The organism is Pleionea sp. WD8-19, from assembly GCF_055326765.1.
In genome coordinates, this window is the sequence record NZ_JBUZOU010000001.1 from 266,859 (window position 1) to 284,123 (window position 17,265).

A 17,265-nucleotide genomic window follows, 5' to 3' on the forward strand; every position below is an offset into this window, starting at 1 on the left:
ATAATTGACCGAAGAGTCCTTAATTTGCGTAATAGATTACGAAATTTCGTCGTAAATCCGTGTGATTGGATGTAATCAAATGTTTCCGAATCGGTTACTCAGTTATGCTTCAACCAAATGATAACGCGCACCACAATAAGGACAATCCGCTTCACCTGTCTTTTCAATTGGCAGATAAACCCTTGGGTGCAAACTCCAGAGCTCACCTTCTTTCGGTGGACAAGACAAAGGCAGCTGTGCCCGAGTCACCTGGATGACTTGTGATTTTGTTGATGCATTATCCATTGATCTTGAGTCATTATTTGTAAAGTTTTGCTCTACATTAGCCATTACGAAATCTCCGGATTGTTTTTGTTCACCATGACTTTTTGCCAGCACTTGCAAACTCGATCCACATGCGTTTGCACCAACACCCGTTCAACCAGTTTAGTTTGTCCCATTAACACTTGTCGATTAAGGATTTCGCGAAAATAGCGATAGGCGTCTATTAAATGCTCTACTAACTCAGATTCCACCAACGAAAGCTCTGCCAAGCGCAAAAACTGTCGTGTGGTTCGACTGGACCAACGCTCTTCGCTGTGTTTATGAGCATGCAATAAAAGCAGGTACTGAGCCATAAACTCAATATCAACCATGCCACCTACACCTTGCTTTAAATCAAATAGAATGTCGTCAGATTTATCCAGATTGCTTCGCATTTTGGCCCGCATTTCCAGTACCTGTTCCCGCAAGGTTTCGGACGTTCGCTTTTTCGCCAACAGCTTTAATCGCAGGGTTTCAAACTCATGACCGATGATCCTATCACCAGCCACCGCTCGTGCTCGTGTTATCGCTTGATGTTCCCAAGTCCAAGCTTCATTGTTTTGGTAATCTTGAAAAGCATCCCAATGACTCACTAACAAACCTGAATTACCCGAAGGTCTGAGCCGGGTATCCACTTCATAGAGTACGCCGGATATGGTCCGCATATTTAACGTATGAATAATGCGCTGTGCCAGTCGGGTAAAAAACTGCATATTCGAAATGCATTTTTCGCCTTGAGTTTGCTCTTCAGGCTCTGCGTGATACAAAAACACCAAGTCGAGATCGGAGCCAAAACCAAGTTCCTCACCACCGAACTTTCCGTAAGCAATGACCGACAAACCTTTTAGCGTATCGCGGCTGGCGCCATCTATACTGGGAACACCATGACGTTCACACAACTTTTGCCAGGCCAGCTGAGTGACCGACGATAAAATAGCCGCGGCAATCTCGCTCAAATATCGACTTGCTTTTTTCACATTAATGGTCTGATTGAGCACCGCAGCCGCAACGCGCAGTTCATTAATTTGTTTAAAAATTCGTAATTGTTCCTGCTGTTGCTCTTCATCATCCGGCTCAATACGCAGCAATTGTCGTTGCAGTTCCTGATGCAAATTTTGCGAACTTAACGGCTGGTACAAACTGTTTGGATACAAAAGTTCATCTAACAATACAGGGTGTTCTGTTAATTGCTGGCCGATCCATTCGCTTTGCCCACAGAGTTTTACCAAATGCTCCAATACGGGAGGATTTTCTTCGAGCAGTACCAAGTAAGCCGTACGCCGATTAATGGCTCGTAATAACCCCATAATGCGCATAAAGGTTATTTCGGGACGCGCTTCTCGTGCCAATGTTTGCAATAGCAATGGCATTAATGATTCCAATCGTGATTTACCGCGTGAGGACAACTGATGAAATGCAGAAGAAGCAACAAACTCTTGCAAACACCTAAAAATGCTATCGACTTCGGCAGCTTTCAGCTCTGGCATCAATGCGACAATATCGTCACGATGTAAAATCTCCATGGCTAGTTTTTTCGGCGAGAGCTCCTGGCTCTCTTCATGCATCCGAAAAGCAGCATTAAACGCCTGCTGTATCACCTGTTGATGTTGCTGCAGTTGATGCAAAAAAGCCATGTAATTGTCGCATCCGAGTGCAAAAGCCAGTCGGTCACGATCGAAATCATTATCGGGTAATACCTGCGTTTGTTGATCGTCCATTTGCTGCAGTAAATGCTCCACTTTGCGTAAATAGAGGTAACTTGCTCGCAGTTTATCCACCTCCATCATAGCGCACTGCTCAAGTTGCGTTAATGCGCTAAGAAATCCTTGTTGTTGCAACTCGGGTTTTCGCCCACCTCGCACCAGCTGCAATGATTGTGCAATAAACTCTGCTTCTCGAATACCACCTGAACCCAGCTTAATGTTGTCTTTTAATCCTTTGCGACGCACTTCGGTTTCTATCATGGATTTCATATTCCGAATCGACTCTAAAACGCCAAAATCGATGTATCTCCGATAAACAAAGGGTTTTATGAGCTGATAAAACCCTTGCTTCTCCTCGTCACGCCCAGTAACTGCACGCGCCTTAATCATGGCAAAGCGCTCCCACTCACGCCCCTGCTCCTGGTAATAGTCTTCCATCGCTGAAAAGCTCATGGCTAATGGGCCACTGTCGCCGTAAGGTCGCAAACGCATATCAACTCGAAACACCTGACCATCACGTGTCACATCCGACAATAAAGCAATCAATTGTTGGCCAAGGCGAATAAAAAACGTCTGGTGCTCAATATTGCGTCGTCCCCCCTGTGTTTCTCCGTCTTCGCTGTAAAAAAACATGAGATCAATATCCGAAGAGAAGTTCAACTCAAAACCGCCGTACTTTCCCATAGCGACCACCACCAAATTGATCGATTCGCCTTGAGTGTTTTGTGGTGTACCCCATTGTTGGCAGAATTTAGGATAAAGCCAATGATACGCACCTTGTAAAAGACAGTCAGCCGCTTGCGATAGGTCAGCCAGCTCCTGCTCAATCGTTCGCATCGAGTTAATACCTCTGAACGCAATCAATCCCAATATGCGATTTCTCCAACGACGCAAAACCTCTTTAGCGGCAACATCATTACCGGCAGTGGCCAGTTCATTGCTGATGGTTTGTGATATCGATGACCAATTGAAGGCAGTAGAATAGCCTTGCTCAGTCATGTGTTGCACGACAAAATCCAGTTCATGTTCAACAACATGGGTAAAAAAGCCACTGACGGCAATCGTTTGCTTGACTGAAGCTGTATCGAGCGCCCGCAGAGCCTCACCATGCTTTTGATAGAGCGATTCCCAACGTGCTGTCAATGAATGTGTAAGAGAATCCGGTAATATCCGACTGATGGGTTGTGTGTTACTCACACGATTCCTTATTAAAGCTTGAAACTTTTCTATACTATACCCTGAAGTTTCAAACCGCACCAAACGACTATTATGAATGAAGAGGTAACGTTATGGAGGTTTTCAAATGGATTGCTGTTATAGTAGCAGTAGTAATGATCGCTGAGGTCTGGAAATACAAAATAAAAATGAAAAACCAGAGTGCAGTGGGTCAACAAGAGCTGGATGCTATTCGTGCCGATCTGGAAAAACTCAACACTCTGGAAGAGCGAGTACAAACACTCGAGAAAATTATCACCGATCCAGGTGAGTCTTTGAAACGAGAAATCAACCAACTCAACTAATTCGAAAAAACGAGAGGGCTTATTATGGAGTGGGTGGCTTTAATTATTGTCGCGTTGATCTTATTTTATCTGATTGCTATTTATAACAAACTGGTCAGCCTACGCAATCGATTTAAAAATGCCTTTGCACAAATTGATGTACAACTTAATCGCCGGTACGATTTAATCCCTAACTTGGTTGAAACCGCCAAAGCTTATATGAAGCATGAACGCGAAACACTTGAGTCTGTAATAGCTGCACGTACTCACGCAGTTTCCGCGAGCAAACAAGCTGCAGACAATCCAGCCGATGCAACAGCCATCCAGTCATTAATGGGTGCCGAAGCCGCCTTAACTGGGGCCATGGGTAAATTATTTGCTGTGATGGAAAACTACCCCGACATCAAAGCGAACGAAACCATGTCGCAATTAATGGAAGAGTTGACCACAACCGAAAATAAAGTTTCTTTTGCACGACAAGCGTTCAATGACTCCGTTATGTTTTACAACACCTATCTCGAACAATTCCCAAACAATATTGTTGCGGGTAAATTTAATTTTAAAACCGCCCAGCTATTTGAAGTGGATAATGAAAAAGTACGCGAAGCGGTGAAAGTTAACTTTTAAAAATCAATTTGTCAGTGTCCGCTCCTGTCCGCTTTCTCAATGCGGACAGTGTCCACTCGACAAGTAGCCCAGCCCCCAAATCAATTCAATCATAGCTTTTTATTTAATTTCAATAGGTTAAATCTAAAAATAATTTATGGCATAACTCCTGCATTAACGATGTAAAACGAATAACAGGAGTTAAATAATGATACGCGACACTTTATCGCAAGATGTTTTGCTTGAAAGCAAAAACAATAAATGGCGATGGTGGAGTTTCATTTTCGCTATTGGCTTTTTGTCAACTTTAGCAATTGCCTATCCGAGTGTTGCTCGTTGGTCAAATGGTGATCTTTCGGTAAACCGTGATCGACTGCGTATTGCTCAGGTGACACGAGGTGAATTTATTCGGGATATTTCTTTGCAAGGAAATATTGTCGCTGCGAACAGTCCAAAACTTTATGCGCCTGCCAGTGGAACGGTCACACTAAAAGCGAATCCCGGTGACCCAGTAGAAAAAGATCAAGTCATTGCGATTATTAAAAGCCCACAACTCGCCAATCAATTGCAACAAGAGCAAGCCAAGCTTGCCAGTTTAGGAATCGAGCTGGAACGAAAAAAAATTTCGGCCAAACAAAGCCAAATGAAAAACCGTCAACAAGTGCAATTAGAAAAAGTTTTACTGGAAGCAGCCAAGCGTGAAATGCGCAGAGCCGAGGAGTCGATCAAAATTAAAGCCATCAGTCAGCTGGATTACGAAAAAGCCATTGATGAATTGAAACGCTCGCAATTGACCTACGATTTTTCGGTAGAACAAGCTGCACTGGAAAAAGAAAAGCTGGCTTTTGAAATACAAACACAGGAATTTGAATACAGCCAGTATCGATTACAAGTTGATAACACCAACCGACTGGTCAAAGAATTGTCCATAAAAGCGCCGGTAACTGGCATTGTTGGCTCATGGGCAGTAGAGCAAAAATCTGCTGTTGAATTGAATCAAGCACTGCTAACGGTAGTCGATCTTTCCGCGTTTCAAGTGGAAATTGAAATCCCAGAAAGCTACGCCGATGAATTAGGTTTAGGCATGCAAGCGCAAGTCAATTACAACAACAAGGAATACTCTGCTACCATCGTCAGTATTTCGCCCGAAGTAACCAACAACCTGGTAATCGGTCGGCTGGCATTTACTGCTGAACCACCACCCGGAATCAAACAGAACCAACGCGTTACTAATCGCGTTATTCTAGAGCAAAAAGCCAATACACTTTATCTGCCGCGAGGGTCATTTGTGCAACACCATGGAGGTCGTCGCGTATTTGTCATCAACAACGAAGTCGCAACCTTACTCGAGGTTCAATTAGGTATTAACAGTATCAATAAAGTCGAAGTACTCAGTGGATTACAGGAAGGCCAGGAAGTGATTATTTCCAATACCGATTTTGTAAAAAACGCCGAAATTCTTATTTTAAATTAACCCCTACTCGGGATGAACATTCAATTGTTATCCCTAGCTCAGATTAAATGAACCTCCTGAAATCAGGAGCACCATAAGGAATCGTACCATGTTAACCATGAAAAATATTAAAAAAGTGTTTCGTACCGATTTAGTAGAAACCCATGCGTTAAGAGACTTCAGTTTACACGTAGAGCAAGGCGAATTTGTTGCGGTAACAGGGCCTTCCGGATCGGGAAAAACAACTTTCCTGAACATTACCGGAATGTTGGATACATTCGACGGTGGACGTTACGAGCTGGACGGCTACAACGTGAGTGATCTTAACGACAAACAACGCTCCAAATTGCGAAACGAAAAAATTGGTTTTGTTTTTCAGAGCTTTAATCTGATCCCAGATCTTAATTTATTTGATAACGTCGACGTGCCATTACGTTATCGAGGATTCAACGCGAGCGAACGAAAACGTCGTATTGAACATTCACTGGAGCGTGTTGGACTATCCGCTCGAATAAAACACCTGCCCTCGCAACTCTCAGGAGGTCAACAACAACGAGTGGCCATTGCGCGAGCGCTAGCCGGTGAACCGCGATTTTTATTGGCAGACGAACCAACCGGAAATCTGGATTCGTTAATGGCACGACAAGTGATGCAACTACTGGAAGAAATTAACCAACAAGGGACCACCATTATTATGGTAACGCATGATCCGGAACTGGCGCGACGTTCCCAACGCAATATTCATATTGTCGATGGTCAAGTGACCGATTTTCAGAATTTAGCCCCCGTGCTTGATCTGGCTGAAGCTTAAAGGGATTCCATTATGTTGAGTTATTATTTAAAACTTTCCTGGTTAAGCGCAAAGCGAACACCCATACTTACCACATTAATGATTGTTGCAATTGGCCTGGGAATTGGTGTTAGCATCACGATTCTCACTGTCGATTATTTAATGTCGCAAGATCCCATTCCAGAAAAAAGCGATCGTTTATTTCATGTCCAGCTGGATACGTTTCACGAAAATGGACGCGGTTTCTCGCCCGATGGTTTACCCTTTCAGTTGACTTACCAGGACGTCATGAATCTGCACCAGTCCGATATTCCGACGTTAAAAACCCGAGGACTGGAAACCGGCTTTTCGCTGATCCCGGAAAAACAAGGCGAAACACCGTTTCTAGAGTCAGCACGTGCTATTGACCGTGATTTTTTTGAAATGTTTAACGTGCCTTTTCTTTTTGGAGCACCATGGGATAAAAGTGTCGATCAGAAAGCTCGACAAGTGGTTATTCTTGGCAAACAACTTAACGACCGACTATTCGATGGTAAAAACAGTATCGGAAAAACCGTTAACTTAAGTAAAAATCAATTTACCGTGATTGGCGTGATTGATGATTGGAATCTGACACCTCGTTTTTACGACGTAAACAACGGAGGTTTTCATCCAACCGAACAACTTTATATTCCCTTCTCTTTGCTTCCGGCTCTTGAACTTCCTTCCTGGGGCAATACCAACGGTTGGAAACCAGAAGTATTAGCCACGTATCAAGACCGTTTGCGTTCAGAAAAACTTTGGCTGCAGTATTGGGTGCAACTGGATACTGATCAGCATCAGCGCCAATACAAGGATCATCTTGCCGCTTACATCGAACAACAGCGACCATTCAATCGTTTCGCAAAAAAAGAGGCCCGTGGCGACATTAAAAATGTAATGCAGTGGATGGAATACAATCGAGTGGTCAGTGAAGATAATTCGGTACTCATCGGTCTGTCCTTTATGTTTCTTGCCGTTTGTATGATCAACACTATTGGATTACTGCTAGCGAAGTTTTTACGTCGCGCACCTGAAGTTGGCGTTCGCCGAGCACTCGGTGCCAGTCGAAGACAAATATTTATTCAACATCTGGTTGATGTGGGTTTAATCGGATTATTTGGAGGCGTTCTAGGTATCTTGCTAGCGCAGCTAGGACTTTACGGAAACGCTAGATTATACGGACATTACGATGACCAACTTGCACACATGGATTTTACTCTGGTTATTGCGGCCATCGCTATCGCTTTGGGCTCCAGTTTACTCGCGGGTTTATACCCAGCATGGAAAATTTGTACAACTCATCCAGCGCTCTACTTAAAGACTCAATAGGAGAAACAGTATGTTGGAAATAAAGCCTATATTAAGCACTCTATTGCGTCACAAAAGCAGCACTTTACTGATTGTTTTGCAAATTGCTTTTACACTTGCGGTGGTTGTTAACGCGGTTCATATCATAACTGAACGCATCGGTCGGATGAATACCGAAAGTGGTGTTCCGGAAGCAGAAATATTTACCATGAACATTGCTGCTTTTGGTGACAATTACGATATGGAATACAATATCCGCGCTGATCAAGAGCTAGTTCGCAATATGCCCGGAGTGATCGACGCCGTAGTTATTAATGCAGTACCTTTGGGAGGCGGAGGTGACTCCAGTTCCGTTTCTGCCTCTCAAGAAGGCCACGATATCAATGCGGCTTTCTACACCGCAGACTCTCATTTATTAAACAGTTTAGGCATCTCACTGATCGAAGGTCGCAACTTTACCGAACAGGAAGTTGAATATACGGACAGCACTATCGATCCCAAAGTCGCCATTATTACCGAAGCGTTGGCTAAGCAATTGTTTGGTGACGAAAGTCCGATAGGAAAGCAACTTTACAGCGGCGGCTCACCTGAAACCATCATAGGCGTTGTCGGACATTTGGTTAATCCCTGGGCGAATTCCAAACACTATGACAAAATCGTTTTGGTTCCCTCCATTGGGCTGCGTAGTTTCAGGCGCATGTTGGTTCGAGTTGAGCCCAGTGCCATGAACGAAGTCATGGGCCAAATCGAACACAAATTATTAGAGCGTAATCCTGATCGTGTGATAAATGGCATTTCTACTATGGCCGAAAATCGTGAACGCAGTTATCGCCGCGACGCAGCTATGACAAAAATTTTGCTGATTGTTATCGCATTGTTATTGGTGATTACTGCGCTGGGTATTGTGGGAATTGTGAGTTTTAATATCAATCAACGCATTAAACAAATTGGTACACGCAGAGCACTTGGAGCCAGTCGTATTGACATTCAAAGATATTTTATTACCGAAAATATCTTGTTGACTTCGATTGGCGTGACTTTAGGGACAATAATGGCGGTCGGTTTCAATATGTATTTAGTCGATACATTTGAGCTGCCACCACTGGAAACCAACTATATAACGTTCGGCGTTCTGATAATGCTGTTAACAGGTATTTTGGCCGTATGGTTCCCGGCTTTACGCGCAAGCAAAATCTCACCAGCCGTAGCAACTCAAACGTTGTAATGAGTCTGGCCTTTACAAGCTTCGGCGAGTTCAACTTAAACTTGCCGAGGTTATTTCTACTTATAAAAAATAAATCAACCTTAGTTAATCAGTAGTCTTACTCCAAGTTCTACTTTAGAATAATCCAATAAATTAATAATACCGACAGCCAATGAGTCAAATTCTGGTAATTGATGACAATCCGAGCATCGCCACTGCACTGAGCGTTTTGTTTTCGTTGTACGATATACAAACCATGTACGCTGAATCACCTGAGCATGGTATTAAAATTTTGCAACAAGAAAGTATTGATCTTGTGATTCAGGATATGAATTTCAGTGAAGACACCACGTCAGGCGAAGAAGGCCGAGAGTTATTTCATCAAATTCAATCGTCATATCCTGACTTGCCCGTGATCCTTTTAACGGCTTGGGGTAACCTTCAAATGGCGGTTGAGCTCGTGAAACAAGGTGCGGCCGATTACCTAACCAAACCATGGGATGATAATAAATTAATAACTACCGTTAATAATTTGCTTGAGCTGGCACAATTGCGCCAACAAACGCATTCACTCTTGCAACAAAATACCGATCAAGCGCTTGCCCTGTCAGAAAAGTTTAATCTTTGCGGTACCGTTTTCAGTAGTTCTTCCATGCTGCAAACGCTTACCATTGCCACACAAATAGCTCATGCAGATATACCAGTATTAATCACAGGTCCTAATGGTTCCGGTAAAGAAAAAGTCGCAGAAATCATTCAGGCAAATTCGCGCGTGAACGAAAAGCCTTTTGTCAAAGTGAACGTGGGTGCATTGCCAACTGAATTAATGGAAGCAGAATTGTTTGGCGCCGAAGCAGGTGCTTTTACCGGTGCCAATAAACAACGCATTGGCCGTTTTGAAGCGGCGGATGGTGGTACGCTATTTCTCGATGAAATTGGCAACCTACCACTTTCCGGCCAAATAAAACTGTTAAGAGTTTTGCAAACCGGTGAATTCGAGCGGCTAGGCAGCTCGCAAACGCGTCGCGTGAATGTACGTTTAATCAGCGCCACTAATAGCGACTTACAACAAGCCATTACCAAAGGTGAATTTCGCGAAGATTTGTTTTATCGACTCAATGTGATAGAAATTAAATTGGCGCCACTTGCCGAACGCAGTGATGATATTATTCCACTGGCATTGCATTTTATGCCCGATAACCTGGTGCTTTCCAACGAAGCTGAACACGCATTGCAACAATACCACTGGCCAGGTAACGTACGCGAATTGGAAAACGTAATGCGGCGTGCTTCATTATTGGCCACAGATGGCTGCATTAAAGCCAATAACCTCGGCATTGAATACAACACCAATAACACACAAGATAAATTATTCCAGGAACCCGATCGAGATACACTTATCAATATATTAAGTCAAAATAAAAACAATATTTCACAAACGGCCAAACAATTGGGATTAAGCCGACAATCCTTATATCGTCGTCTCGATAAATATCAGATCCCGCGTGAGGGCTGACCTTTGAAACTACCTCTTAGTCTGGAAGCAAAGTTTGCTATATTCGTAAGCCTGCTTATCATGACGTGCATGCTCTTTGTCCTGGTTTTACACCACTGGTTAGAGGACGTTGTGCTAACATTTATGCTTGCTGCAACCGTTCTTTTTCCAGCCAGTTTGCTCGGACTACGAGTATTTTTACGCCCTGTTCATAAATCCCTTTTGGCATTAAATGATGGCTTTCAAAACTTTCTCGATAACGACTTTAGCGTGTCCATCGCAAAACATCAAAACGACGAGCTGGGTTCGCTCATTGACATTTACAACAGAGTTGGCGAGTCACTGCGCAACGAACGGCTGCATATCTATCAACGTGAACTGTTACTAGATACCGTGATTCAGTCAACACCACTTGCATTACTGCTGATTGATGATCACGATAAAATCATTTACAGCAATAGCGCGGCCCGTAACTTAGTACGAAATGGAAAGCCCATTAACGGCAGTGCGTTTCATCAGTTGTTAACACAATTACCATCGCCGTTTTTAAAAGCAGTCGATTCCGGCTTAAGTGGTTTGTTTACCATTAGTCAGGATGAACAAACCGAAACCTATCACCTGACTCAAAATCGATTTCTGCTTAACGGACGAACGCATCAATTGCTATTATTTAAAATATTAACCAAAGAGCTAAGTCGCCAAGAAGTCAGCATCTGGAAAAAAGTGATTCGTTTGATCAGTCACGAGCTCAACAATTCATTGGCTCCCCTTTCGTCCCTTGCCCACTCGGGTCAATTGCTCAGCGAACGCGCTCAGCAGCAACAGTTTCAAACTATATTTGCAACCATGGAAGAACGAGCACGTTATCTGCAACAATTTATCGAGGGCTATGCACGTTTTGCACGACTACCGAAACCTCAGTGCAGTATTATTGAAAGTCGACCTTTTTTTGAGTCGCTGAATCAGCTGAAGCCTTTTAACGTTTACGGACTGCAGAACGGAGAAACGCTGTATGCCGATCCTTCTCAATTACAGCAGGTAATGCTTAATCTGCTAAAAAATGCCTATGAGTCAGGCTCAACAACCGATGCCATTGAAGTACACTGCAAAATCAGCACCGAGGCTTTTGAAATCCAGGTAAAAGATCGCGGCAAAGGCATGAATGATAACAACCTAACTAACGCACTACTTCCTTTTTATTCCACCAAAACTGGCGGCAGTGGTCTTGGTTTGCCTTTGTGTCGTGAAATTGTCGAGGCTCACGGTGGTAAAATGCTGATTGCAAACCGCAAGCAAGGTGGATTAAAAGTCACTTTGTTATTCCCACAGAATAGTTCTAAGCTCTCATCATGAATTTTTTCGAACACCAACAGCAAGCCCGTACACACACCAAGCGACTTATTCTGTTTTTCTCGCTAGCGGTGCTTGCCATAGCCTTATTAATAAACCTAGCAGTGTACTTCGGCTTGTGCGCCAGTAATATTTATTGCACAGCCTTTGGGCTTTACTGGCAACAACCCATTGCTTGGAGCGTTACGGCAATCACTTTGCTGGTAATTATCATGACCAGCCTGGTCCGTTGGGCACAGTTAAAACGAGGTGGGGGCTTTAAAGCCGTGCTTATGGTCGGTGCCAAACCCGTAGATCTGCACAGTAAGGATCAAAAGGAACGCCAGCTCATCAATATTGTCGAAGAAATGTCGATTGCCGCCGGCATTCCCATGCCGCGTATTTTTATTATGGAAGAAGAATCGGCGATTAACGCCTTTGTTGCCGGTACTGAGCCCCACAATACCTGTTTGGTCGTAACACGTGGTAGCCTGGAAAAGCTGAATCGACAGGAAATGCAAGGTGTTATTGGTCACGAATACAGCCATATTTTTAACGGCGATATGCGACTCAATATTTATTTGATTGGTATTCTTGCAGGAATTTTAGTGATAGGCCAACTCGGTGAGTTTTTAATGCGAGGTGGGGGCAGTAGTTCGAGTCGAAAAAAAGGTGGCGCGCAGCTGGCCTTGCTGGGTTTAGCCATTATGTTGGTCGGTTATCTGGGGTTATTTTTTGGTCGTTTGATCAAAGCAGCAATATCCAGACAAAGGGAGTTTCTCGCCGATGCTTCAGCCGTACAATACACGCGCGATAAAACGGGTATTGCCAATGCGCTTTACAAAATTAAAGTTGATACCATGCATTCATTTCTTAGCAATAAATCAGCAGAAGAATTGAGTCATATGTGCTTTGAACGATCCCATCGTATTCATTTGTTTAACAATATGCTGGCAACTCATCCACCGATTGATCAGCGCATTGAACAAATCGATCCGCGATTTATTCCTCCGAAAGTTTCAACACATCGGCAGTCATCGGATAACCACGAGACTGAGAAACAAAGCTCGAGCTCTCAGGAGACATTTACACAAGCGGCAATATTAGCCAGTAGCTTAAGTGCTCAAGTAGGACAGGTTAACCTGTCACAAATCGATAACACTCAATGGCAACTCAGTTTATTGCCCGACTCGCTGAAGCAGGTGGCACGCGATACGCATCCCAATTATCAATGTGAACACTTGATTTATACGTTAATGGTGCTTTACAACACATTGCCTCGAGCTGAAATAATGCAACAATCGAGCGCTTGGTTGAGTGAAAACAACTTGCAAGCTATTGCTCACTTATTACCGGATTTGGCTCCACTTTCCACGGAGCAACGCTTTTTATTACTCGATTTGGCATTACCCAGAATTAAAAATTACTCCCAGAAAGACAAGTCGACGATCAAAAGTCACTGTAAAAAACTGGTGGATTGCGACAAGCAAGTTTCATTACAAGAGTATTTAATATTTTCTTTGCTGCTATTGTCCACCTCGGACGATAAACCCTTACCACCCACAATTACCCGATATAGCGATGTACTTCCAGAAATTGAAACTCTGCTTGCGGCCTTTATTTCACAAGGCAGTCATAGCGAAGAAAAACAACTACGGCTATTAACCGATTTGATGCAAACTTTTTCTGCCGAACCTCACGACCTATCCTTTCCAACATTTAACGCCAATCATTTTCATCGCGCGTTAACCCGACTGGCGCGGCTCAGTCCGTTATTAAAACAACCATTAATCGATACACTGGCGCAAGCAATGGCTTCAGACAATCGCTTACAAGAAAACGAATTTATGTTGATACGAGCGGTATGCGAATATCTAGACTGCCCAATACCAAAATTATTGTAATGTTGTAAATTCACATACTGATTGATCCTGGTGGTTCTACTCACAACGTCAGTCCTGCATTCTGTGAAAATCACTTCGCTCTCAAGCTACGCCAGGTGTTATGGTTTGCCAAGTTGCTATTCGTAAATTTGACGACAATATCGATGATCTGACACCCGCCCACAAGCCATTACCTGTTAAAGAAGCCTTTTTAATACCCTAATTCCAAGCTCCTTCTTATAGATAGCCAAGCTATACTTAAGCAGAGCTATAATTATCACTTAACGCTATTTGGGAGACTGGGTTAATGACAATTGGGGCAAAAAACGCAGTGAGTCTCGCGACGTTATTATTTGCGTTAATTCCCCCTTTGTCTGCCAGCGAATACCAAGATCTGGATAGACTCTCCATTGACGAGTTGTTAAATCTCAAAATCACGGTTGCTTCGAAAAAAGAAGAATCTGTTTCTCAAGCCCCTTCTGTGGTCACGTCAGTTAACCTTGAGCAGCTTAAAGCCATTGGCATCGCAACTTTAGATGATGCTTTATCTTTCATTCCTGGCGTAATGATACAGAAAAGTCATCCTGGTCAAACGCAGGTTATGATCCGTGGTTTGTTTGAAACTTTTAACCAAAAAGTGCTCTTTCTTCTCGACGGTGCACCTTATTGGATGTCTTCGCATGCCGACATTCCACTTTTTGGAATGCCTTTGGAGCAAATTGAGCGCATTGAAGTAATTCGAGGTCCCGGCTCCGTACTCTACGGTACGAACGCCTCAGCCGGCGTTATCAATATTGTTTTGAAAAAAGACAACGATGAATCGGCCTACACCATAATGGCAGGTAGTTTTGGCACCTTTAACTACAGCGCGAGTTTGCAACAACAAACCGAGTGGGGACACTTTTATTTTGGCGGTTCGGCACAGCGACAACACAAGGGTTATCGCGTTGAATGGCCACAAACCTTATTGCTGGGCAATCGCGCAACGAGTTACCGAGAAGTCGGACGCGATGGGCAAGGCAACCCCCAGTTTGAGCCATTTCCTGACTCAGGTGTTCAGTATCAAAAAGAGCAGTTTTTTACTTTAAATGGCGGGTTTCAATACCACACCATCCATACTAATTTTCATTATTTTCAAAGCGAAGAACATGGACTTGGTGGATTACCCGTGATTTTCGAACGCGCGATCTATGACAAAGAAGGCTATTTACTCGATCTCCATTATAAGGACCATAAAGATAACTTAGATTGGGATATTTACTACCGAGACAACGTGTTCTTTCTCGACTTCACCATCGAAAATTTTCTCAGTGAGGAAAATACCGAAACCGTACAATTACCCAATGGTGACTCGGTCGAAGTATTGCGAACATTTACAGGCAAACAATCCTACATCAACCCTTATCGAGACAACTATCGACGAACATTAGGAGCAATGTTAACCTGGACACTCGATGATCGACTCAGCTTACTGAGTGGACTCGAGTATGAAAAGCGAAGCGCCGGTCTTTATTACAGTACCGACTTGGAAGGAAACCCCTACTTTTTACAATCAAGTCCGACAAAAATTGACGAGCAATCGATCATTTCTCAACTTGAATGGCAAGACGAAACGTTAAGGTTAATTGTAGGTGCTCGTTACATCGATAATGAAAAAGCAGGATACCGGCTGGCCCCTCGTATGGGACTCGTATACCAATTATCCGAGGCGGGTTCTTTTAAGCTTCTTTATTCGGTTGGTTTTAATTCACCAACGATTTCTCAAACCGAATTAAATATTAATAACTTTATTTTTGGAAACCCTAACTTAAAAGCGGAAGAAATCAAAACACTGGACTTGGCTTACAGTTACTCAAAAAACTCACAATTATTGACGGCCAATTTATATGTACTTGAAACCGATAAGTTGATTGCAAGAGGTCCAAACCCACAAGGCAATGGCATTCTCTTACAAAACTTTCCTGGCTTTAAACGACAAGGAATCGAATTAGACTATCAAAATCGGTGGCAGCAAGTATCCATTAACAGCAATTTCACTTACAACCGACAAGGAAATCGTACTTTGGAAAAGGATCCTACCGCAAATTTAATCCCGAGATACACATTCAATTTTGGCGTACTTTGGCACTTGCCCAATAATCATTCATTTGGCATTTCGACACGTTACTGGAGTGAGCGAGGTGGCGATCAACTCCCTCAAAACCAGCAAGACTCACGTTACAAAGTGGATGAGCAAACCATTGTAAACATCGCGTACTTACATCGTTTTTCGAAACATTCTGAATTTCATATAAGAGTTAAAAACCTGTTTGATAAGCAAGTATTTACACCCGATCACAGTTCAGGAGGAAGAATTCCGATGGTCCCATGGGGACCCGAACGAGGTGTTTTTCTCGAGTTTAAACGCACCATAAAATAGGACACTTAAATGAATAATCAATTCGCCAATATCGCGAAAGAATTTATTGTCTTAAATGCGAAAAAAGAAGCCTTACCCATCGCGCTTTCTCCAACAATTTACCAGGATCTCGACCAGGATTTTGATGGATTCAAAAACTGCGAGCTTATTTCATGTTACGAGTTCAACAGTGACTGGCCCAGTTGGGAAAGGCACCCCGCCGGCGATGAAGTTATTATTTTGTTATCAGGCGAAACAACCGTCCTACTCGAACAGAATGACAAACAACATTCTATTCACTTATCTCAACCTGGTGACTATGCGATTGTTCCCAAGGGTGTTTGGCATACAGCGAAAACAACAAAATATAGTAAAATACTATTTATCACTCCGGGAGAGGGAACTGAAAATCGCTTGATCGACTAGTTCCCATTAGGGGTGAATGATCTCTAATATTTTTCGAGTGCTTTCATGCAGCTTTATTAAGGTAGAGTCGACTCTAATGGTTAAGTGTCCATCACGTCCTAAAGGAACAACCACTTGTCCTTGAACATAAATATCATCATCCAAACGTTCACCAACTTTTAACTTTTTTTGCCAACCTGGAGGCAACTCACCACCACGTTCCAGTTTTTTCTGTAACCCAGGTGGCAGTCCCTTATCTTTTTTATTTTTCTTATTATTATCACCTGCAGCCAAACCTCCTGAAAAAATAAGACTGAGCAGTAAAAGAGAGTTCATCATTTTCATAACGTATCACCTTCGTAATGTTTAACCATAAAAACGCCTTAAATAGCACCTTAACGCAATATCACTTATCGAAACAGGAATTCGTTCAAGTTTTACATTGCTTATATAATTACATGCTATTAAAAATTAGTTTCTTTATCCTCAAAAAGAATATTATCCTCAAAAGGATTCTTCTATACTTAAAGCATTCTTCGTTACACAACAAATACTTAGGTGATACCTTATGGAACAACCTTTTCACCCCATGAAAGAACTGTTTACTCAATTGGGATTGCCCGAAGATAAAAATGCAATTGAAAGTTTTTTACGATCGCATCGACTGCAAGACAACGAAACTTTGTCCGGTGCTAATTTTTGGAACGACGCTCAAAAAGCGTTTTTAAAAGAAGCAATAGAACAAGATTCCGATTGGTGTGAAATCGTTGACCAACTGGATGCGAGACTACGGGAAGATTAATCTGGAAAGAGATAAAATCAAAATAGGGCATCCATACCCTCAAGTTTAATCCCATAAAGAGCTTCC

15 protein-coding genes are annotated in these 17,265 nt (G+C 42.9%); 12 read left to right on the plus strand and 3 right to left on the minus strand.

Annotated features, from left to right (window positions below; translation table 11 throughout):
• Positions 1–102: 102 nt before the first annotated feature.
• A complete protein-coding gene (locus ACTUJY_RS01085; protein WP_463614183.1) occupies positions 103–330 on the minus strand; it encodes a zinc-finger domain-containing protein in 228 nt (75 codons plus the stop codon).
• A complete protein-coding gene (gene glnE, locus ACTUJY_RS01090; RefSeq protein ID WP_463614184.1) occupies positions 330–3,203 on the minus strand; it encodes a bifunctional [glutamate--ammonia ligase]-adenylyl-L-tyrosine phosphorylase/[glutamate--ammonia-ligase] adenylyltransferase in 2,874 nt (957 codons plus the stop codon). Before glnE ends, ACTUJY_RS01085 begins: the two co-directional genes overlap by 1 nt.
• 92 nt (positions 3,204–3,295) lie before the next feature.
• On the opposite strand from glnE, the gene ACTUJY_RS01095 reads away from it, so the two are divergent.
• From ACTUJY_RS01095 to ACTUJY_RS01145, 11 genes are all read left to right on the plus strand, one after another.
• Positions 3,296–3,526 carry a hypothetical protein gene (locus tag ACTUJY_RS01095; RefSeq protein ID WP_463614185.1) on the plus strand — a complete coding sequence of 77 codons (231 nt, stop codon included), beginning with the start codon at positions 3,296–3,298 and terminating at the stop codon, positions 3,524–3,526.
• A 24-nt stretch (positions 3,527–3,550) separates the two neighbouring features.
• Positions 3,551–4,132, plus strand: coding sequence for a LemA family protein (locus ACTUJY_RS01100; protein WP_463614186.1), 582 nt, complete (start codon positions 3,551–3,553; stop codon positions 4,130–4,132).
• Between the two features lie 187 nt (positions 4,133–4,319).
• On the plus strand, positions 4,320–5,585 hold the full coding sequence (locus tag ACTUJY_RS01105; RefSeq protein ID WP_463614187.1) for an efflux RND transporter periplasmic adaptor subunit: 1,266 nt from the start codon (positions 4,320–4,322) through the stop codon (positions 5,583–5,585).
• An 88-nt stretch (positions 5,586–5,673) separates the two neighbouring features.
• Positions 5,674–6,375: an ABC transporter ATP-binding protein gene (locus ACTUJY_RS01110; protein ID WP_463614188.1), complete on the plus strand. Its 702-nt coding sequence runs from the start codon at positions 5,674–5,676 to the stop codon at positions 6,373–6,375.
• Between the two features lie 12 nt (positions 6,376–6,387).
• Positions 6,388–7,704, plus strand: a complete 1,317-nt coding sequence (locus ACTUJY_RS01115; RefSeq protein WP_463614189.1) for an ABC transporter permease — start codon at positions 6,388–6,390, stop codon at positions 7,702–7,704.
• Between the two features lie 10 nt (positions 7,705–7,714).
• Positions 7,715–8,908, plus strand: a complete 1,194-nt coding sequence (locus tag ACTUJY_RS01120; protein ID WP_463614190.1) for an ABC transporter permease — start codon at positions 7,715–7,717, stop codon at positions 8,906–8,908.
• Between the two features lie 151 nt (positions 8,909–9,059).
• Complete coding sequence (locus tag ACTUJY_RS01125) at positions 9,060–10,403, plus strand: sigma-54-dependent transcriptional regulator (RefSeq protein ID WP_463614191.1); 1,344 nt, start codon at positions 9,060–9,062, stop codon at positions 10,401–10,403.
• Positions 10,404–10,514: 111 nt separating this feature from the next.
• Positions 10,515–11,735 carry a sensor histidine kinase gene (locus ACTUJY_RS01130; RefSeq protein WP_463614192.1) on the plus strand — a complete coding sequence of 407 codons (1,221 nt, stop codon included), beginning with the start codon at positions 10,515–10,517 and terminating at the stop codon, positions 11,733–11,735.
• Positions 11,732–13,615 (plus strand): M48 family metallopeptidase, encoded by a 1,884-nt coding sequence (locus ACTUJY_RS01135; protein ID WP_463614193.1) that lies wholly within the window; start codon positions 11,732–11,734, stop codon positions 13,613–13,615. Before ACTUJY_RS01130 ends, ACTUJY_RS01135 begins: the two co-directional genes overlap by 4 nt.
• Before the next feature lie 286 nt (positions 13,616–13,901).
• Positions 13,902–16,013 (plus strand): TonB-dependent receptor plug domain-containing protein, encoded by a 2,112-nt coding sequence (locus ACTUJY_RS01140; protein ID WP_463614194.1) that lies wholly within the window; start codon positions 13,902–13,904, stop codon positions 16,011–16,013.
• A gap of 9 nt (positions 16,014–16,022) precedes the next feature.
• Positions 16,023–16,418 carry a cupin domain-containing protein gene (locus ACTUJY_RS01145; protein WP_463614195.1) on the plus strand — a complete coding sequence of 132 codons (396 nt, stop codon included), beginning with the start codon at positions 16,023–16,025 and terminating at the stop codon, positions 16,416–16,418.
• 6 nt (positions 16,419–16,424) lie between these two features.
• On the opposite strand, the gene ACTUJY_RS01150 is transcribed toward ACTUJY_RS01145, so the two are convergent.
• The gene (locus ACTUJY_RS01150; protein WP_463614196.1) at positions 16,425–16,742 is read right to left on the minus strand and encodes a hypothetical protein; all 318 of its coding nucleotides are present in this window, start codon (positions 16,740–16,742) and stop codon (positions 16,425–16,427) included.
• A 223-nt stretch (positions 16,743–16,965) separates the two neighbouring features.
• Between ACTUJY_RS01150 and ACTUJY_RS01155 the strand changes: the two genes are divergently transcribed.
• Positions 16,966–17,199 carry a DUF2789 domain-containing protein gene (locus ACTUJY_RS01155; RefSeq protein ID WP_463614197.1) on the plus strand — a complete coding sequence of 78 codons (234 nt, stop codon included), beginning with the start codon at positions 16,966–16,968 and terminating at the stop codon, positions 17,197–17,199.
• Positions 17,200–17,265: the final 66 nt, after the last annotated feature.